This is a genomic window from Bradyrhizobium sp. NC92, from assembly GCF_025200865.1.
Classification (GTDB): Bacteria; Pseudomonadota; Alphaproteobacteria; order Rhizobiales; family Xanthobacteraceae; genus Bradyrhizobium.
Genome location: NZ_CP104171.1, coordinates 2544851 through 2562942 on the forward strand (window position 1 = coordinate 2544851; position 18092 = coordinate 2562942).

Here is an 18092-nt window from a genome sequence, read left to right on the forward strand (position 1 = left end):
GCCGCTGCTTTCATCTCTGTTTTCACCTTTGTTCTTCGGTTGAAAATCCCCCGAAGAGCTGGGTCAGGGGTTCGCCCATATACGAGTGCTTGAATTCGTGCGGGTGCACGAACTCTTCCTTAAACCACGGGAAACGAGCCGGATTGAAAGCCTCGATCAGCCAGTCAATCATGTGCCTCACGCGCGGAATACGGCCGCTACCGGGATGGTAGGACAGCCAGATATCCAGCGGCCGGTTCAGCTCGACCTCCAGTGGAATCAACTTCCCGCCAAGCGCGATGGCGTAGCTCGGGAAGACGCCGATGCCGGCGCCATTCGCGACCGCCCAATAATTGGCGCTCGAGACGTTGGTCTTCATGACCAGAAGGTCACGTTCGGACACGCCCGGGAAGAAGCTCTCGAAAGATTCCTTGGCGGCGAGCTGGTCGGCGAATTGCAGCACCAGACGATGCTTGATCAATTCCGCCGCCGAGCGCGGCGCGCCATGCTTCTCGATGTATTTCTCGGAGGCCCAGAACATCAGATGCATGCGGCCGAGCCGCACCAGCTTGATGTCGAGCGCCGAGGGACGGGACAGATGGATGGCGACGTCGGCCTCGTGGCGCGAGACGTCGGCCGAGCGCATCGCGCAATGCAGGTCGACCAGGATCTTCGGATAGGCCTGCTGGAATTCGACGAGGCGCGGGGCTAGCCAGAATGTGCCGAGCCCCTCGGTGACGGCGACGCGGACCTCGCCGGACAGGGCGTTGGCCATCGAATCGCTGGCGCGCAGCACGTCGAAGGTGGCCGCTTCCATGCGCTCGACGGCGGACACCACCAGGGCGCCCTCATCGGTCAGATGGGTGCCGTGGACGTCGCGGGTGAATAACGTGGTGCCGGTCTGGCGTTCGAAATCGTCGATCCGGCGCCGCACGGCGTTGATCGACAGCGACAGGCGCTCGGCCGCCGAGCGAAAGCTTCCGCTTCGCACGACTTCCAAAAATATGCGGGCGGTGTCCCAATCCGAGAGGCCGCTGACATTTGTCTTTGGGCGTTCCGCCAGCGGAACGCCCCTTTCCGCCAAGGAGTGCATACAATTTCCTTTGGAAAGCTAAACTGGCAGAATCTGGAGCAAACCACAACCACGACGGGTTGGGGAACGACGAGTTTTGAACGTCATCCTTACTACCTGAGGGCGGTATTTGGATGCTGCCATGAGCTGGAAATTCGGGCGAGACTATCGGCTCGACTGAGGGGTATGGCGTGAGTTCCGTTGCGAGCCGCAAAATGGCTGCGGGATTGCCGGCGCTGTCCGCAATGAATGATCTTGCGCGCAAGTCCATGCTGTCGCCGCTGATGGATCGACACACCGCATCAGGCGTTTGCTCCCAAAGCATTTCGGCGATCGCCGATGGTGCCGCATGGCGATGGCGGCCGGAAATACGGTTCCACAGCAGAAACACACTGAAATCCGGTTCGAAGGCGCAGTCGCCTCGTGCTATCTTTTGTTTTCCATGGGGGGCCGAAGGGGCGTGAGCGATACGTCTCGCAGGCCGAATTAACGGAAAGAACGCCGGTGTCGCATTCAGACGAACAGTTGCAGTCGGTGCTGGAAACGCTCGAGGAGTGCCGCAGGGTTCTCAATGCGTGCAACAGCCGTGAGTCGGCCGAGATGCTGTCCATCGTCATCCTCGATGTCAGGATGAAACTGAAAGGAATTGACAGTGCCGATCTCAAGGCGCTGTGCGACGAAATGCTGCGGAGCGCTGCGAGCGAGCCGCCGCCCCCTTCCAAGCAGACGCAGGACCAGCCCCGGCGTCCGCTGCTCCGCGTGGTGAAGTAGCCGCGCCGCCGAATCCCGCTTTTTGGCGAGGTTTGTGCGCGTCCCGATGCCGCATCTGTGATCACGGAGGGCATCGGGAGGAGCCTTGGTTTTGTGCGCCTCAGTTGCGCATTCTCCGGCATCGGCTACACCAGAGCCGGTTCGGCTCCGGGCCGGGCGCGTTCCCTGCGCGCCGTACCGGGGCCTGAGATGGCTCCGACTGCATCATGCAAAATGTTTCGATCCCGGCGGCGCTGATTGCCGGCCTCGTCAGCTTCCTCTCGCCTTGCGTCCTGCCTCTGGTTCCGCCCTATCTGATCTACCTCACGGGCGCCACGATCGAGCATGTCGAGAGCGACGAGCCGGCCGCGGCCTCCAAGCGCGCGATCATGATGTCGGCGCTCCTGTTCGTGCTCGGCTTCTCCACCATCTTCGTGGCGCTCGGCGCCAGCGCTTCGCTGATCGGCGGGCTGATCCGGGCCTGGTCGGCGGAGCTGTCGATCCTCGCCGGTATCGTCATCATCATCATGGGCCTGCACTTCCTCGGCCTGACGCGCATTGGCCTTCTGATGCGCGAGGGGCGGCTGCCGATCCCCAAACCGGTCGGCCTGTGGGGCGCCTATATCATGGGTCTTGCCTTCGCCTTCGGCTGGACGCCCTGCATCGGCCCGATCCTCGCTGCGATCCTCTCGATCGCCGCGGCGGAAGCCACGGTGACGAGGGGCGCCGGCCTGCTCGCGGTCTATTCCGCAGGGCTCGGCATTCCATTCCTGATCGCCGCGCTGATGATCGAGCAGTTCTCCGCGCTGTTCGCGCGCATGAAGGGCCACCTCGTCAATGTCGAGCGCGCCATGGGCGCCTTGATGGTGATCACCGGCATCGGTTTTCTCACCGGCGCGGTCTCGAACGTGAGCATCTGGCTGCTGGAGACGTTTCCGGCGCTGCAGACGATCGGTTAGGGCGCGAGGGGACCGGGTTTTCACGGACGAAAAAGTAGAGGAACCGTTGGAACCCGTCAGGCATGCTGTCAGGGAACGACGATTCCAAACCTTTCCGGTCCCGAGACGTTTGCATCGGGGACAAACTCGCATGGTGGAGATCACGTGACCAAGACATTGCGCTTAGAACCCTTGTCGGACAACGCGGCTTTGGTTGCTTGGCAATTTTTGGGGCAGCCGTTGCAGGAGTGGCCGAGCTGGGTTCAGTCGAATTGCTCGCTGCAGAAGGATGCCGACGGAAAATTCGAGCTTCGGCACGAGCGGCGCAGCGGCACTCAGATCGTCTATCTCGGCGAATGGCTGGTGAGAGATCTCGATGGCGGCGTCGACTTCTACACCGACGCTGAGATCTGGTCGCGGTTCGCTGCCAAACGCTGAAGCCCGATTGGGCCGGCGGTCGATCGCGGCCTTAGTCTTTCCTGCTCGAGCTGCGGGCGATCAAAAGCCTGTGTCGTCGGTGGGGCAAAAAGCCTCGCGGTAGGACACATCCATAGAATGCAATCTGTGGTAATGTTTCGTCGTACTACACCCTGAGGGGCAATTCTTCTGAACGTATACTGAAACGAGAATTTTAGATCACGACATCTTCGGCGCCCCTCTCCCCTACAGCATTTTGAGCAGGAGCAAGCGATGGGAACCGACGTGAATGTTCATCCCGGTCATGGCAAGGCCGGACGTCAACCGACGCGACAATTTCTGGATACGCTTTCCGGACACGACGATCCGGGCATGTTTGGCCGGATGTTTCCGACCCTGGAGCCGCTGGCTGTCGACGACGGTCCGCTGCATGAGCTCGCCGACGCGATGAAGGATCCCGCCCCCGGCGACGCCGCCGGAAACAATCCCAATGTCCCAGCGGGTTTCACTTATCTCGGGCAATTCGTCGATCATGATATCACGCTCGATCTGACCTCCTTCGGCGAGAAGGAAGCCGATCCGACCGCGGTCACGAATTTTCGCACGCCCGCGCTCGATCTCGACAGCATCTATGGTCTCGGTCCCGACGGAAGCCGTCATCTGTACGCGCGCAATTCGGCGACCGACAACGGCAAGACGCCGGGGCCCAAGCTGCTGATTGGCAAGACCGTCAACGTCGATGCCATCACGGGCGATCATCGCAACGACCTGCCGCGCAATCCCGAGGGGTTTGCCCTGATCGGCGATCACCGCAACGACGAGAACCTGCTCGTCGCGCAAACCCATCTTGCGATGCTGAAGTTTCACAACAAGGTCTGCGATCAGCTCGCAGCGTCCGGCAAGCCGGCGGGCGAGATCTTCGAGGAAGCGCGCCGGATCGTGACCTGGCACTACCAATGGATGGTCCTGCACGATTTCGTGGAGCGGATCACCGAGAAGGGGATCGTCGCGAAGATTCTCGAGCAGGGGCGGCGTTTCTACCGCTTCAAGAAGACACCCTACATGCCCGTCGAATTTTCAGCCGCCGTCTACCGTCTCGGCCACAGCATGGTGCGCCAGGTCTATAGCCACAACCGGATCTTCACGCCCGGCGGCCTCACTCCGGCAACCCTGGATCTGCTGTTCAGGTTCACTGGGCTGTCGGGCGGCATCATCGGCGATCTGGCGCCAAACCCGATTCAGCCGCCGCTCCCGCTTCCGGTGCTTTCGAGCAACTGGATCATCGACTGGCGGCGCTTCTATCAGGTGCTGCCGAACAATCCTGCCGGCGTGACGCTCAATCCGTCGCGCAAGATCGATCCGTTCGTCGTGCCGCAACTCCACACCTTGCCCGGCGACGGCGGCAGCCTGCCGTTCCGCAATCTCAAGCGCGGCGTGCTGTTGGGCCTGCCCTCCGGGCAGGACGTCGCCAAGGCCATGAAGATCAAGAACCCGCTGACGCCGGCCGAAATCTCCAAGGGGACCGACGGCGCGGTGGCGAAGAAGCACGGCCTGCACGAGCACACCCCGCTCTGGTACTACATCCTCAAGGAGGCGGAGCAGCGGGGCGGCGGCGAAAGGCTCGGGCCGGTCGGCGCGACCCTGCTCGCCGAGGTCTTCGTCGGCCTCGTCCATGGCGACCACCAGTCGTATCTCTGGCTCAAGGGCAAGAACTGGAAGCCGACGCTGCCCTCGCAGGTGCCGGGCGAGTTCACGATGGCCGATCTGCTGCGTTTCGTCGGGGACATCAGCCCGATCGACGGCATCTCGACGGTCTAGACCATGATCCGGAAAACCGCGCGACGCGGTTTTCCGGACAGATCGACGTCATGCGATCAACTCGGGGAGGGAGGCGGCCGCCGAGACGGCCGCTCTCCCGTCCTGATCAGTCGATTTCCTGCACGACGGTGCGTGAGCCGGGATCGACCAGCATCACGCGCTCTCCCGAATAGACGTAGCGATACTTCGTCAGCGACGGGCCCCAATCGGACGGAACCGCCTCGAGCTCGACGTCGCTCGGCACCGTCGCGCCGACGATGATCTTCTCCTTCGTCGTGACCGGGCGGATGCGATGTTCGGTGACGTAGGATTTGATCTTGGTCCTGTATTGCGGCTCGATCTGAACCGCGGCCGCGTGGCCGGTTCCCGTCGTGGTCACCACGGTGGATTGCGCAAAAGCGCCGGTCGAGATCAACGCTGCCGCGGCGGACAGCAGGAACAGCTTCTTCATCCTGGTTCTCCTCTGAGGTGAATAGCGCCGCACCAACATCTCATCGCGGGTGGCGTTCCCGGCGATTAGGAACAAATTGCCAGTTTTTCCCGTTGGGATCAGCAGGCAACGAGCCCTGCAATCTGGAGGAGGAGAACATGAAGTTGAGAATAGCGTCCGCAGCGCTGATGGTTGCTGCGTTGTCCCTGCCGGCGTTCGCGGCCGACGAGTTTTACGTCGTCCAGGACGTCAAGACCAAGAAGTGCACCATCGTCGACAAGAAGCCGACGGACACGTCCATGACCGTCGTCAGTCCCTCGGGCACGATCTACAAGACGCGCACTGAGGCTGAGAGCGGCATGAAGACGGTCAAGGTCTGCACGTCCAACTAAGGAGGAGCGTGATGCCAGTGTTGATTCTGTGGGCCGTGCCGGCGATCATCGTGATCGGCGGCGGCATCTATCTGATCGGTCATTTGCATTAGGGCTTCGAGGAGCCGCGCGGTCCTCTTGCGTGCAGCGCACAGGTCCGCACGGCTGCCTCCTGAGCGCGCCGGCCGGAGCGCCCGTTGCAGTGCAGCAGGTCGTGCCGGAGCAGCGCCGCGACGATGAGGGCCGGCAACGCACGCGAAATCACTTCCGTCCCGTCGAGGTTTTTCATACGCTTGCCTCTCACAAGCCGCATAACGGCTGCGCTCACGGCCCGGCGACAGGGCTGGAGCATCAAAGGGAGGGGAGACGATGAAGCGAAGGTCATTTCTCGCTGGGATCGGCGCAACCACTGCGGCAGCTGCCATTGGCATGCCGTCGATCCTGAGGGCGCAAGCTCCGATCACGCTGAACGGTGCCGTGCAGTTCAATGACGATCATGCCTTCAACCGGGCCCTGCTGCGGTTCGAGGAGCTGGTGAAGAAATACTACGGCAAGCCCGTCAACTTCACCTTGCACAGGAACTCCTCGCTCGGCCTCGAGAAGCAGTATTTCGAATACATGTCGCAGGGCAAGGCGGTCGACTACGGCATCGTCTCGCCGGCCCACATGTCGACCTTCGCCAAGGCGGCCCCGTTCATCGATGCGCCCTTCGTGTTCAAGGGCATCGAGCACATGAACAAGGTGGTCGAAGCCAACATCCTGGCGCCGATCGCCGATGAGGTCGCGGCCAAGGCCGAAGTCGTTCTGATCGGCTATGCCGGCGGCGGCATCCGCAACATCTTCGCCAACAAGCCGCTCAAGAACCTCGCCGATCTCAAGGGCCTCAAGGTCCGTGTGCAGGGCGCGCCGATCTGGTCGAAGACCTTCGCGGCCGTCGGCATGAGCCCGACCGTGATCGCCTATAACGAAATCTACAACGCGATCCAGAACGGCGTCATTTCGGCCGGCGAGAACGAGGCGGCCGGCGTCGAGGCGATGAAGTTCTACGAAGTGGCCCCGCATCTCAACCTGACACAGCACGCCGTGTCGATCCGGCCGATCTGCTTCTCAGTGAAGACGCTCAAGACCCTGCCCAAGGATCTGCAGGACGCGATCATGAAGGCGGGCAAGGAGGCCGGCGATTACGGCCGCCAGCTCGAGTCCAGCGAAGAGGTCGTCAAGCTCGACACGCTGGAGAAGGCCGGCAAGCTCAAGCGCGTTCCGTTCGAGGAGCGCGATGCCATGAAGAAGCTCGCCGACCCCGTGATGGCCACCTACGCCAAGGAGATCGGCGCGGAAGGCATTTTCGAGAAGATCAACGTCGTCTGAGGCCGCCCCGTCCGCCGACAGCATTCCGGGCAGGCCCCGCTTCCTGCCCGGACGTGGCGGATGAGCGCCGTACGGAGCTCCAATGTCCGAAATGCACCTCCCGTCCACGCCGTCGCTGTGGCGTCGCGTCACCGCGGCCTATGCGAAATTGCTGGAATTCCTGCTCGCCGCCTGCGTCGGCATCCTGGTCATTCCGGTCACCTTGCAAATCGTCTCGCGCTACACGCCGTTCATTCCCTCCTACATCTGGACGGAGGAGATGGCGCGCTTCCTGTTCGTCTGGACGATCATGATCGGCGCCATGGTGGGCATCCGCGAGGCGCAGCATTTCGAGGTCGACGTATGGCCCGATCTGTCGCGGCGCTCGGAGGCCGCGGTGCGGATCATCGCGCGGCTCGGCGTGCTGGCGCTGGCCCTCGTGTTCGTGTTGGCCGGAATCGAATTCACACGCTTCGCCTGGAACAGAACGTCGGAGCTGGCCGATTTGCCGCTCTGGCTGATCCACGTCGCCTGGCCGGTGGCCGGCGTGACGTGGATCGTGTTTGCGGGCGAACAGATCATTGATGAAATGAGCATTCTGGTCGGGGCACAGAAATGAGCGGCACTGTACTTTCTGCCGGACAGGCCGCGATGGTGCTGTTCGGGGTCTTCATCGGCCTGCTCATCGTGCGCGTGCCGGTCGCCTTCGCGCTCGGCCTGGCCTGCGTGCCGATCCTTCTGATCGAGCCGCGCCTGTCGCTGATGATGCTCGCGCAGGAAACCTTCAACGCCTACAATTCGTTCATCCTGCTCGCGGTGCCGTTCTTCCTCCTGACGGCGAACCTGATGAGCATCGGCGGCATCACCGACCGCCTGGTGGAGCTGTCGCGCTCGATGGTCGGGCATTGGCCGGGATCGCTGGCGCAGATCAACGTCGTGCTGTCGGTGTTCTTTGCGGGCATCTCGGGCTCGTCCACCGCGGATGCGGCGAGCCAGTCCAAGATCTTCATCGATGCGCAGAGCAAGGAGGGCTACGACCTTTCGTTCTCCATCGCCATCACGGCGGTGTCGGCGGTGCTTGCCGTCATCATCCCGCCGTCGATCCTGATGATCGTCTGGGGCGGGCTGATCTCGACCTCGATCGCGGCGATGTATCTGGCCGGCATCGTGCCGGGCCTTTTGATCGCGGGCGCGCAGATGGCAACGGTGCACGTCTATGCGGTGCGCCGCGGCTATCCGACATATCCGAAGTCGACCTGGGTCGAGATGCGATGCGCCATCTGGCGGTCGATACCGGCGCTGATGACGCCGTTCATCATCGTCGGCGGCATTCTGCTCGGCTGGTTCACCGCGACCGAGTCCGCCTGCGTCGCGGTGCTCTATTCCGTAGCGCTCTCCGCATTCTTCTATCGCGAGACAGGCTTGCGCGAATTGTACAAGGCGCTGCTCGATACCGGGCGCCTGGCCGGAGTTGCCTTGTTCTGCGTCGGCACCGCGAGCGCGTTCGGCTGGTTGCTGGCCTATTACAAGATCCCGCAGGAACTGTTGGCCAACGTCTCGACCTGGGGCATGGGCACGGTCACGGCGGGCTTCTTCATCGCCTTCTGCTTTCTGGTGGTGGGCTGCTTCCTCGACGCCATCCCGGCGATCATCATCGTCGGCACCGTGCTGGAGCCGCTCGCCAAGTCCGTCGATCTCCATCCGGTCCAGTTCGCGATCATCTCCATCGTGTCGCTGGCCTTCGGACTGGTGACGCCGCCCTATGGCCTCTGTCTGATGATCGCCTGCTCGATCGCCGGCGTGCGGCTGCGCTATGCCCTGAAGGACACGATGATCATGCTGATCCCGATGCTGCTCGTGCTGGCGGCGCTCATCGTCTGGCCCAGCGTGTCGCTGTTCCTGCCGCGCCTGATCGTGCCGGAGATGCTCAAATGAGCGCTTGATCATGCGATCCCGCGGCCGGCAGCCGCGGGATCGGCCGCGATTGGTTACAGGTTGCTCTCGGTGATTGCGGCGTAGACCATGCTGCGCAGCTCGCGGCGGAGCGGGTAAGCACTCGACGGCAGCACCTGGGTCATGAAGATCGTGATCAGCTCCTCGGCGGGATCGATCCAGAACGAGGTCGTGGCGGCGCCGCCCCAATTGTATTCGCCGGGGCTGCCGGCGATCAGCGTCTCGGCCGGGCGCATGGTGACGGCGAAGCCGAGACCGAAGCCGATGCCGTTATAGGTCGCTTCCGAGAACAGCGAGCGCGAGACCTCCGGCAGCGCACGCCCACCCGGAATGTGGTTGGTCGTCATCAGCGCCAGCGTCTTCGGCCCGATCAGCCTGACGCCGCCGAGCTCGCCGCCATTGAGCAGCGCGCGGCAGAAGGTGAGATAGTCGGCGACCGTCGAGCACAGGCCGCCGCCGCCGGAGATGAACGAGGGCGGCGACAGGAACGAGCTCGTTGTCGGATCGTCCTGAAGTGTCAGCCCCTCGCGGCGCTGGCCGGCATGGAAGGCCGTGCCGCCGCCCGGGTCCGCCGAATAGCAGGCCGCGAAGCGATGCGCCTTCGATGCCGGCACGTGGAAGTCGGTGTCGGTCATGCCGAGCGGATCGAGGATGCGCGATTTGAGGAACTGCTCGAACGGCATGCCCGAGATCTTGCCGATGAGATAGCCGATCACGTCGGTTGCGACGGAATAGTTCCAGGACTCGCCCGGCGAGAACTCCAGCGGGATCTTTGCCAGGCCCTCGATCATGCTCTGCAGCGTGCCGGATTTCTCGACCTCGCCGATCTTCTCGGTGCGATAGGCGGCATCGACGTTGGAGCGCTGCTGGAAGCCGTAGGTCAGTCCAGACGTGTGGCGCAAGAGGTCGACGATCAGCATCGGCCGGGAGGGCGGCCGGGTCAGGAACGCCGGATAGGTGCCGGCGACGAACACGCCGAGATCCTTCCACTCCGGAATGTATTTGGCGACGGGCTCGTCGATCGCGACGAGCCCTTCCTCGACCAGCATCATGAATGCGACGCTGGTGAGCGGCTTGGTCATGGAATAGATGCGGTAGATCGTATCGTCCTTCACCGCCACCTTGCGCTCGACGTCGGCAAAGCCCTGCACCGAGCTGTGCGCGACCTTGCCGCGGCGGTAGACCAGAAGATGCGTGCCCGGGAAGCGTCCGGCATCGATGTACCGGCGCTTGAGATGCGCATCGACGCGGTCGAGCGCAGCCTTGGACATGCCGACGGATTCGGGCGAGGCAGGGGTGGGGGCGAGCATCAGTTCCTCCGGGGCGTTTTGTCGGAAAGTTGATACCGAAATGGCGGCCGCATTCCAAGTCGGTTGCGCTTAACGAGGCCGGGCCGCGTGGTGTAGACTCGGCCTCGGAACGCAAGGAGCCCGCCCGGGCCAACGATAAAAACGCGAGGGCAAACGCACCATGACGCAATTCAATGAGACCGACCTCACCGAAGCCGTCGTCAAAAGCTTCGATCAGACGCCCGATACGCGTGCGAAATTCCTGCTGCAGGAATTGGTGAAGTCGCTGCACGATTACGTGAGCAAGACCGGTCTCACCTTCGAGGAATGGGAATACGCCATCGATTTCCTGACCCGGACCGGGCAGAAATGCACCGACACCCGCCAGGAATTCATCCTCTTGTCCGACGTGCTCGGCGTCTCCATGTTGGTCGACGCCGTCAATCACAGGGATCGCGACGGTGCCACTCAGACTACGGTGCTTGGTCCGTTCTATGTCGGCGAGCACAAGGTGACTGCGCACGGCACCGACATCTCGCCGAACAACCAGACCGGCGAGCGGATGTTCGTGCAGAGCCGCGTCACGGATTTGCAGGGCAAGCCGCTTGCGAACGTTCCCGTCGACGTCTGGCACGCCGATGACGACGGCTTCTACGACTCCCAGAAGCCGAACTATGACGAGGTCGGCGCCTCGGCGCGGGCGCGTTTCATCACCGACAGCGACGGCCGCTTCTTCTTCCGCACCATCCTGCCGTGCAGCTATCCGATTCCGACCGATGGTCCCGTCGGCGAGATGATCGTGCAGACCGGCCGCCACCCGATGCGCCCGGCGCACGTGCACTTCCTGGTCAATGCCAAGGGCTATGAGCCGCTGATCACCCACGTCTTCATGGACGGCGACAAATATCTCGATTCCGACGTGGTGTTCGGCGTGAAGGACGATCTCGTCGCCAAGGTCGAGCCACGCAACGATCCCACAATGCCCGACGGCACCAAGGCGAACGGGCGGTGGCACCTGATGACTTACGAATTCCACCTCAAGCCCGGCGGCGGCGTGGCGCCGAAACCGCTGGGGGTGAAGACGGCGGAGCCGGCGTGAGGATCGCTCGGAGGGGCGTACGTTCAAACCGCGCTGGCCCGGTTTCGTCCCGATACTTACGAAGACACTAGGTGATGATGGGTTTGTTAGTCAACGAACGCCGAATTGGCACTGATCAGACAATGAGTGATCCACTGATTGCCATCGCATTTTGAATCAGCGTGTATGTTTTTGGTTTCGTAGAAGTTCGTTTCTACGCCGTGAAAAGCACATTTGAGGGCGAAGAGCATCGAGAAGTAGCGACCGTCGATCTTCGACTGTTTAGCTGGAGGAGAGATTGGCCCTTCCGGGAGTTTGCCGAAGCGATTGAAGAATTTTTTGTCAAGCAAGTGGGCGCAAATACGGTGCTCGTTGTTCGGTGTGACTGGAGCAAATGTAACTCTCATTTCCTTGCCGGACTCGATGACACTACCTTCATGCGGTACAGCGATAACCAATGTGGACGAACTCGTGTCAGCAATTGAAACCGAGAAGCTTACAAAGCGAATTATTCCGCTGGACCGGCCGTCGTTACGTACCATCATTGAGACGCTTTTGTCCGTCGCACTTTCGAACAGGAATTTCAGATCCGAACCGTGAGCCCGGAAAAGAGGAGCAACAACAGTTATTAGCGAAGTCGATACTGAAATGAGAGCTATGAGCAGAGCTAAATTCGTCTGCCCAAACGAGACAAACCTCCTCCAATCAAGATAAGACTTGCACTTGGGGCAAATGCGGACTCGCTTAGGGACAGGTTCATAGCAATCGGGACATCTGCGCGCATGGTCACTGGGATCGACCATATTGCACCCCATCTTGTATAGAGTCCTCGTGGCCAACTCCTTTCCTTATCACATATATCTCTATGCGTGTACCGTTGACGCTGGGATGCCTGACATTGAAGGCGCGAGAGGCGTGCAGTCGGGCGCTGACAGTGACGACGGCCGGCGATTGGCAGACGACTGCTCGAAGCCCGGCTTTGGCCTCCAGTGGCGATGTCTCCATGGCGATATATGTCTCTAATTGGCGTCTGTGCCTCTACAGACGACGGTCCTAGCGCGCGTGCAGCAGCGCCAGCAGCACGACGACAGCGCAGGCGAGCGCGGCCGAGGTCAGCTTCCAGAACATCAACGGATTGCGCTCGAGGAGGGGCGTGATGCGCGTGTTCAGATAGGCCGGATTGGGATTTCTGAGCTCGAAGACGAACTCGGACATGTCCTCGTGGCGCTTGTAGGGATCGGGATGCAGCGCTTTCCTGAGCGCGCCGTCGATCCAGCCCGGGATGCCCCGCTCGGCGTCGATCGCCGGGCGGTATCGCAATTTCCACGCGTCCGATCGTCCGCGGATTTTGGCAAGCTGGGCGCCGTAGGGCAGATGCCCGGTCAGCATCTGGTAGCAGATGGCTGCCAGCGAGAACATGTCGGACCGGGGCGAGCCGCCTTGCCCAAGGAAATATTCCGGCGCCGTATATTGAACCGTGCCGAGAATTTCTGCGTCGGCCGCTCTCGGCGCGGCTTCGGCGACGCCCGCGACCCTCACTGATCCGAAGTCGATGATCTTGGCGGTACCGGTCTTGTCGATCAGGACGTTGTCGGGCCGGAGGTCCTGGTGCAGCATCTCCATGCGGTGGAAGGCGCGAAGCCCGGTGGCGATCTGCTCGATGATCCTGCGCACCGTCTCCAGATCGGGCCGCGGATTGTCGAGCATCCATTGTCGCAGCGTCTGCCCCTCGACGAACTCGGTCGCGACGTAGAGATAATTGCGCCGCGTCGATCGCGATCGCGGCTTGAGCACGTACGGACTGTCGATCCGCCGCGCGATCCACTCTTCCATCAGGAAACGCTTCAGATAGGCCTGGTTGTCGCGCAGGTCGATCGACGGAATCTTGAGCGCGACCGTTTCCTCGGTTTCCGCATCGACGGCGAGATAGATGTGGCTGCGGCTGCTGCCATGGATCTCCCGGATGATCCGGTAGCCGTCGAACATCGCGCGCGGCTCCAAAAGAGGCGGGAGTGGCAGCGTCGAGGTCCGATCGAAAACGCCGGTTTCTTCCGGCACCGCGTCGATCCGCAGAATCTGGACCGTGATGTTGTCGTCGCTGCCACGCCGATAGGCTTCCTCCACGATCGCCTTCGCCGCGCCGTCGAGCTCGGCTGCGTGCTCGTTGATGGCACTCGTGACGAAACGCGCATCGACGAACTCGTAGGCACCGTCCGTCGTCAGCAGGAAGGTGTCGCCGGCCTGGATCTCGACCGTCTGGTAGTCGATCTCGAGCTGCGGGTTGATACCGAGCGCGCGGCCGAGATAGGTCTGCTCCGACGATACGATGATGCGGTGATCGTCGGTCAGCTGCTCGAGCGCCTTGCCGGCGAGGCGGTAGATGCGGCAGTCGCCGACATGGAAGATGTGCGCGGTCGCCGCCTTGATGACCATGGCGCTGAGCGTGCAGACATAACCCTTGTCGCGGTCATAGGCATATTGGCTCTTGCGCGTCTGCGCATGCAGCCAGGAATTGGTCGCCTCCAGCACGCGGCGGGCGGAGGTCTTCACCGTCCATGATTCCGACGTGCAGTAATAGTCCATCAGGAAGCTCTTGACCGCCGACTCGCTGGCGATCTGGCTCACCGTGCTCGAGGAGATGCCGTCGGCGAGGACGGCCGCGATGCCCTTCAGGCTGAGCAGCGGCTCCTCCGGAATGAGGACCCCGTGAAAGTCCTGGTTGACGGGCTTGCGGCCCTTGTCGGAGTGCTGGCCGACCGAGATCTGGAGTCCGCGGGACATCGTCATCACCGGCAAAGAGGAGCCTCACCCTGATTGGGCGAGGCTCCTCTGTCGAGACGTTTGATCAGGCCGCGACGCGGGGCTTTGCAGCCTTCTCCGCCTGGCGCTTCGGCAGGGTCATGACGTGGGTGGCATAGAGGGTCATGCCGGTGAAGGCGAGGCCGCCGACGAGGTTTCCGAGCACGGTCGGGATCTCGTTCCAGATCAGATAGTCCATGATCGAGAACTTCGCGCCGAGCAGCAGGCCCGACGGGAACAGGAACATGTTCACGACGGAATGCTCGAACACCATGTAGAAGAACACCAGGATCGGCATCCACATCGCGATGACCTTGCCGGGGACAGAGGTCGAGATCATGGCGCCGACGACGCCGGTCGAGACCATCCAGTTGCAGAGCATGCCGCGCAGGAACAGCGTCGCCATGCCGGCCGCGCCGTGCGCGGCATAACCCAGCGTTCGGCCTTCGCCGATATTGCCGATGGCCGCGCCGACCTTGTCGGGGGCTTGCGTGAAGCCGAACGTCGTGACGAAGGCCATCATGAAGGCCACGGTGAAGGCGCCGGCGAAATTGCCGACGAAGACGAGGCCCCAATTGCGTAGCACGCCACTGAGCGTGACGCCCGGGCGTTTGTCGATCAGCGCGAGCGGCGAGAGCACGAATACGCCCGTCAGCAGGTCGAAGCCGAGGAGATAGAGCATGACGAAGCCGACGGGGAACAACAGCGCGCCGACCAGCGGCTGGCCGGTGTTGACGTTGATCGTGACGGCGAACCAAGCCGCGAGGGCCAGGATGGCTCCGGCCATGTAGGCGCGGATGATGGTATCGCGGGTGGACATGAAGATCTTGGACTCGCCCGCATCCACCATCTTGGTGACGAATTCCGAAGGCGCGAGATACGACATCAATGGTTCCTTTTGCTTCGTAAGTGAGATCGACACGCCCCCAGGCGAGCGCGGCTGAACATCATCGGTCGTGCGGGCTGCCTGCCGCGCACGAGGGGCTATGGAAAGTCTGGAAGCCTTGGGAATCGCGTCACGAGGACTCTGAAGCCGGGAGACCGCGAAGCAGGTGAGCTTCCGGGACGCAGCCGCCAGAGGCTGCATCAATGCGGCCAAGCCGCAGTCGTCGTTGACGGCAATTGCAAAGCAAGTTGCGTGCCGCTACAGCGCGCCAGAAATAGAGAGCAATTTCAATGCAATCCCGCTCGGGCTGATCTCGTTCTGCCGCCCTCGCGGCCTCCTGATTGAGCTGATGCACAAGCTTTGTGCGTCGCACAAGGAATGTGCAAATCGCAAATTTCGCATGCGGAACCGGCCTGCGACAGTTTGGCGCGATCGTTATAATGCTTTGAACAATCATCGCTTTTTGCGGTGGCAAGCTTGGCATGAAGCTTGAATACGACCAGCCCGACGCCATTGAAGCCGTCCCGCGAGACATCTCATCCGATTTTGCTGACGCCACCAGACGGGGGTCCCCCCGTCATGCGTTCGCACGCGCCAAGGACGGCGCAACCGGACGGACGGGCAGCTCGCGCGCACAGCCGCAAATCATTCCGCAACGACGCCAAAGGACGACACTGCCTATGACCAAGCGCATCCGCCGGCCCTCGGAAACGACCGGCCTCAGCCGCCGGCAATTGTTGAAGGCCACCGGCTCGACCGCCGCCCTTCTTGCCGCCGCCAAACTGAATTTCCCCGCCGGCGCCTTCGCTCAGGACGCGGGCCCCGAGGTCAAGGGCGCCAAGCTCGGCTTCATTGCGCTCACCGACGCGACCCCTCTTTTCGTCGCTAAGGAGAAGGGGATCTTTGCCAAATACGGCATGCCCGACGTCGAGGTGCAAAAGCAGGCGTCCTGGGGCACCACCCGTGACAATCTCGTGCTCGGCTCCGAGGGCAACGGCATCGATGGTGCACATATCCTCACCCCGATGCCGTATCTGATCTCGGCGGGCAAGGTGACGCAGAACAATCAGCCGACGCCCATGTACATCCTGGCACGGTTGAACCTGAACGGTCAGTGCATCTCTGTCGCCAAGGAATATGCGGATCTCAAGGTCGGGATCGACACCGCGCCCTTCAAGGCGGCGCTGGAGAAGAAGAAGGCCGGCGGCAAGGCTGTTAAGGCCGCGATGACCTTCCCGGGCGGCACGCATGATCTCTGGATCCGCTATTGGCTCGCCGCCGGCGGCATCGATCCGGACAAGGATATCGAAACCATCGTGGTGCCGCCGCCGCAGATGGTCGCCAACATGAAGGTCGGCACCATGGATTGCTTCTGCGTTTGCGAGCCCTGGAATCTGCAGCTGATCCATCAGAACATCGGCTACACCGCGATCACCACAGGCGAGCTCTGGGACAAGCATCCGGAGAAGTCGTTCGGCATGCGCGCGGCATGGGTGGACAAGTACCCGAAGGCAGCGAAGGCGCTGCTGATGGCGGTGATGGAAGCCCAGCAATGGTCCGAGAAGGCCGAGAACCGTGAGGAAGCCGCGGTGATCTGCGCCAAGCGTCAGTGGATCAACTGCCCGGTCGAAGACATCACCGATCGCATGAAGGGCAAGTTCGACTACGGCACCGGCCGAGTGGTCGACAACTCGCCGCAGCAGATGCGCTTCTGGAAGGACCATGCCTCCTATCCGTTCCAGAGTCACGATCTCTGGTTCCTCACCGAGGACATCCGCTGGGGCAAGTACGAGCCGAACTTCGACAGCAAGGCACTGATCGCCAAGGTCAACCGCGAGGATCTCTGGAAGGACGCGGCCAAGACGCTCGGCGTCGCCGCCGCCGATATTCCGGCCTCTACCTCGCGCGGCAAGGAGACCTTCTTCGACGGCAAGGTGTTCGATCCGGAAAATCCGGCCGCCTATCTGAAGTCGCTCGCGATCAAGCGCGTCGAAGTCTGACGGAGCCCTGCGGCCGCCTTTTGAGGCGGCCGCATCGTCCTTGCCACGCCGGAGAGAGATAGCGATGAACATGACTGCCACGAAGATCGAGGTTGAGACCGCGAAGCCTGCCGCAACAATTGCGCCGGTCGTCGCGCTGACGCCGAAGCGTCCGCCGCGCACTGAGGCTTACGCACGGATGGCGCGCGAGACGGCGGTGCGCGTGATCCCGCCGCTGGTCGTGATCGCGCTGTTGACGCTGGTGTGGGAGCTGGTCTGCCGGAGGGCCGGCTCGGCGCTGCCGCCGCCCTCAAAAGTGTTTGCGGACACCAGGGAACTGATCTTCGATCCGTTCTTCGACCATGGCGGCATCGACAAGGGCCTGTTCTGGCATCTGTCCGCCAGTCTCCAGCGCGTCGCCTTCGGCTACTCGCTGTCGGCGATCGCCGGCATTGGGCTCGGCGTGCTGGTTGGGCAGTCGGTGTGGGCGATGCGCGGGCTCGATCCGTTGTTCCAGGTGCTGCGCACCATTCCGCCGCTGGCCTGGCTGCCGCTGTCGCTCGCGGCCTTCCGCGACGGCCAGCCTAGCGCGATCTTCGTCATCTTCATCACCTCGATCTGGCCGATCATCATCAACACCGCGGTCGGCATCCGCAACATCCCGCAGGACTATCGTAACGTCGCCGCGGTGGTGCAGCTCAATCCGCTCGAGTTCTTCTCCAAGATCATGATCCCGGCGGCGGCGCCCTACATCTTCACGGGCCTGCGCATCGGCATCGGCCTGTCGTGGCTGGCGATCGTCGCCGCCGAAATGCTGATCGGCGGCGTCGGCATCGGCTTCTTCATCTGGGACGCCTGGAACTCCTCGCATATCAGCGAGATCATCCTGGCGCTGTTCTATGTCGGCATCATCGGCTTCGTGCTGGACCGCCTGATCGCGGGGCTCGGCAAGTTCGTCACCCACGGTACCGCGCAGAACTGAGGAG

20 protein-coding genes are annotated in these 18092 nt (G+C 62.3%); 13 read left to right on the top strand and 7 right to left on the bottom strand.

Annotated elements, in window-relative coordinates; translation table 11 throughout:
• Nucleotides 1-22 precede the first annotated feature (22 nt).
• Complete coding sequence (locus N2602_RS11925) at nucleotides 23-1072, bottom strand: LysR family transcriptional regulator (protein WP_172783942.1); 1050 nt, start codon at nucleotides 1070-1072, stop codon at nucleotides 23-25.
• Between the two features lie 194 nt (nucleotides 1073-1266).
• Between N2602_RS11925 and N2602_RS11930 the strand changes: the two genes are divergently transcribed.
• The 5 genes from N2602_RS11930 (at nucleotide 1267) to N2602_RS11950 (ending at nucleotide 4974) form a co-directional block, all read left to right on the top strand.
• On the top strand, nucleotides 1267-1515 hold the full coding sequence (locus N2602_RS11930; RefSeq protein WP_212254773.1) for a hypothetical protein: 249 nt from the start codon (nucleotides 1267-1269) through the stop codon (nucleotides 1513-1515).
• Nucleotides 1516-1555: 40 nt separating this feature from the next.
• On the top strand, nucleotides 1556-1822 hold the full coding sequence (locus tag N2602_RS11935; protein WP_025034806.1) for a hypothetical protein: 267 nt from the start codon (nucleotides 1556-1558) through the stop codon (nucleotides 1820-1822).
• Between the two features lie 206 nt (nucleotides 1823-2028).
• A complete protein-coding gene (locus N2602_RS11940) occupies nucleotides 2029-2760 on the top strand; it encodes a cytochrome c biogenesis CcdA family protein (RefSeq protein WP_212254774.1) in 732 nt (243 codons plus the stop codon).
• A gap of 144 nt (nucleotides 2761-2904) precedes the next feature.
• Entirely contained in the window at nucleotides 2905-3177 is a 273-nt protein-coding gene (locus tag N2602_RS11945) for a hypothetical protein (RefSeq protein WP_036025895.1), read from the top strand.
• 252 nt (nucleotides 3178-3429) lie between these two features.
• The gene (locus tag N2602_RS11950; RefSeq protein ID WP_212254775.1) at nucleotides 3430-4974 is read left to right on the top strand and encodes a heme peroxidase family protein; all 1545 of its coding nucleotides are present in this window, start codon (nucleotides 3430-3432) and stop codon (nucleotides 4972-4974) included.
• A 106-nt stretch (nucleotides 4975-5080) separates the two neighbouring features.
• Here N2602_RS11950 and N2602_RS11955 read toward each other — a convergent pair whose 3' ends face one another.
• Complete coding sequence (locus tag N2602_RS11955; protein ID WP_212254776.1) at nucleotides 5081-5425, bottom strand: DUF1236 domain-containing protein; 345 nt, start codon at nucleotides 5423-5425, stop codon at nucleotides 5081-5083.
• Nucleotides 5426-5562: 137 nt separating this feature from the next.
• Here N2602_RS11955 and N2602_RS11960 point away from each other — a divergent pair, with 137 nt between their 5' ends.
• Complete coding sequence (locus N2602_RS11960) at nucleotides 5563-5796, top strand: hypothetical protein (protein WP_172783947.1); 234 nt, start codon at nucleotides 5563-5565, stop codon at nucleotides 5794-5796.
• A gap of 88 nt (nucleotides 5797-5884) precedes the next feature.
• Here the strand turns inward: N2602_RS11960 and N2602_RS11965 are convergent, their stop codons facing one another.
• The gene (locus N2602_RS11965) at nucleotides 5885-6064 is read right to left on the bottom strand and encodes a hypothetical protein (protein ID WP_172783948.1); all 180 of its coding nucleotides are present in this window, start codon (nucleotides 6062-6064) and stop codon (nucleotides 5885-5887) included.
• An 80-nt stretch (nucleotides 6065-6144) separates the two neighbouring features.
• Between N2602_RS11965 and N2602_RS11970 the strand changes: the two genes are divergently transcribed.
• From N2602_RS11970 to N2602_RS11980, 3 genes are all read left to right on the top strand, one after another.
• Complete coding sequence (locus N2602_RS11970) at nucleotides 6145-7143, top strand: TRAP transporter substrate-binding protein (protein ID WP_212254777.1); 999 nt, start codon at nucleotides 6145-6147, stop codon at nucleotides 7141-7143.
• Nucleotides 7144-7225: 82 nt separating this feature from the next.
• Nucleotides 7226-7741, top strand: coding sequence for a TRAP transporter small permease (locus N2602_RS11975; protein ID WP_260382742.1), 516 nt, complete (start codon nucleotides 7226-7228; stop codon nucleotides 7739-7741).
• Entirely contained in the window at nucleotides 7738-9057 is a 1320-nt protein-coding gene (locus N2602_RS11980) for a TRAP transporter large permease (protein WP_212254779.1), read from the top strand. Before N2602_RS11975 ends, N2602_RS11980 begins: the two co-directional genes overlap by 4 nt.
• A 53-nt stretch (nucleotides 9058-9110) precedes the next feature.
• Here N2602_RS11980 and N2602_RS11985 read toward each other — a convergent pair whose 3' ends face one another.
• Complete coding sequence (locus tag N2602_RS11985) at nucleotides 9111-10385, bottom strand: serine hydrolase (protein WP_260382743.1); 1275 nt, start codon at nucleotides 10383-10385, stop codon at nucleotides 9111-9113.
• Nucleotides 10386-10545: 160 nt separating this feature from the next.
• Between N2602_RS11985 and N2602_RS11990 the strand changes: the two genes are divergently transcribed.
• Complete coding sequence (locus N2602_RS11990; protein ID WP_260382744.1) at nucleotides 10546-11463, top strand: intradiol ring-cleavage dioxygenase; 918 nt, start codon at nucleotides 10546-10548, stop codon at nucleotides 11461-11463.
• 86 nt (nucleotides 11464-11549) lie between these two features.
• On the opposite strand, the gene N2602_RS11995 is transcribed toward N2602_RS11990, so the two are convergent.
• From N2602_RS11995 to N2602_RS12005, 3 genes are all read right to left on the bottom strand, one after another.
• Nucleotides 11550-11987 (bottom strand): hypothetical protein, encoded by a 438-nt coding sequence (locus N2602_RS11995; RefSeq protein WP_260382745.1) that lies wholly within the window; start codon nucleotides 11985-11987, stop codon nucleotides 11550-11552.
• A 508-nt stretch (nucleotides 11988-12495) separates the two neighbouring features.
• Entirely contained in the window at nucleotides 12496-14229 is a 1734-nt protein-coding gene (locus N2602_RS12000) for a bifunctional protein-serine/threonine kinase/phosphatase (RefSeq protein WP_260383642.1), read from the bottom strand.
• A 58-nt stretch (nucleotides 14230-14287) separates the two neighbouring features.
• Nucleotides 14288-15127 carry a formate/nitrite transporter family protein gene (locus N2602_RS12005; protein WP_172783957.1) on the bottom strand — a complete coding sequence of 280 codons (840 nt, stop codon included), beginning with the start codon at nucleotides 15125-15127 and terminating at the stop codon, nucleotides 14288-14290.
• A 166-nt stretch (nucleotides 15128-15293) separates the two neighbouring features.
• Between N2602_RS12005 and N2602_RS12010 the strand changes: the two genes are divergently transcribed.
• The 3 genes from N2602_RS12010 (at nucleotide 15294) to ntrB (ending at nucleotide 18088) form a co-directional block, all read left to right on the top strand.
• Nucleotides 15294-15620: a hypothetical protein gene (locus N2602_RS12010; protein ID WP_172783958.1), complete on the top strand. Its 327-nt coding sequence runs from the start codon at nucleotides 15294-15296 to the stop codon at nucleotides 15618-15620.
• A 187-nt stretch (nucleotides 15621-15807) separates the two neighbouring features.
• Complete coding sequence (locus N2602_RS12015; RefSeq protein WP_260382746.1) at nucleotides 15808-17127, top strand: CmpA/NrtA family ABC transporter substrate-binding protein; 1320 nt, start codon at nucleotides 15808-15810, stop codon at nucleotides 17125-17127.
• Between the two features lie 64 nt (nucleotides 17128-17191).
• Complete coding sequence (gene ntrB / locus N2602_RS12020; RefSeq protein WP_172783960.1) at nucleotides 17192-18088, top strand: nitrate ABC transporter permease; 897 nt, start codon at nucleotides 17192-17194, stop codon at nucleotides 18086-18088.
• The last annotated feature ends 4 nt before the right edge of the window (nucleotides 18089-18092 follow it).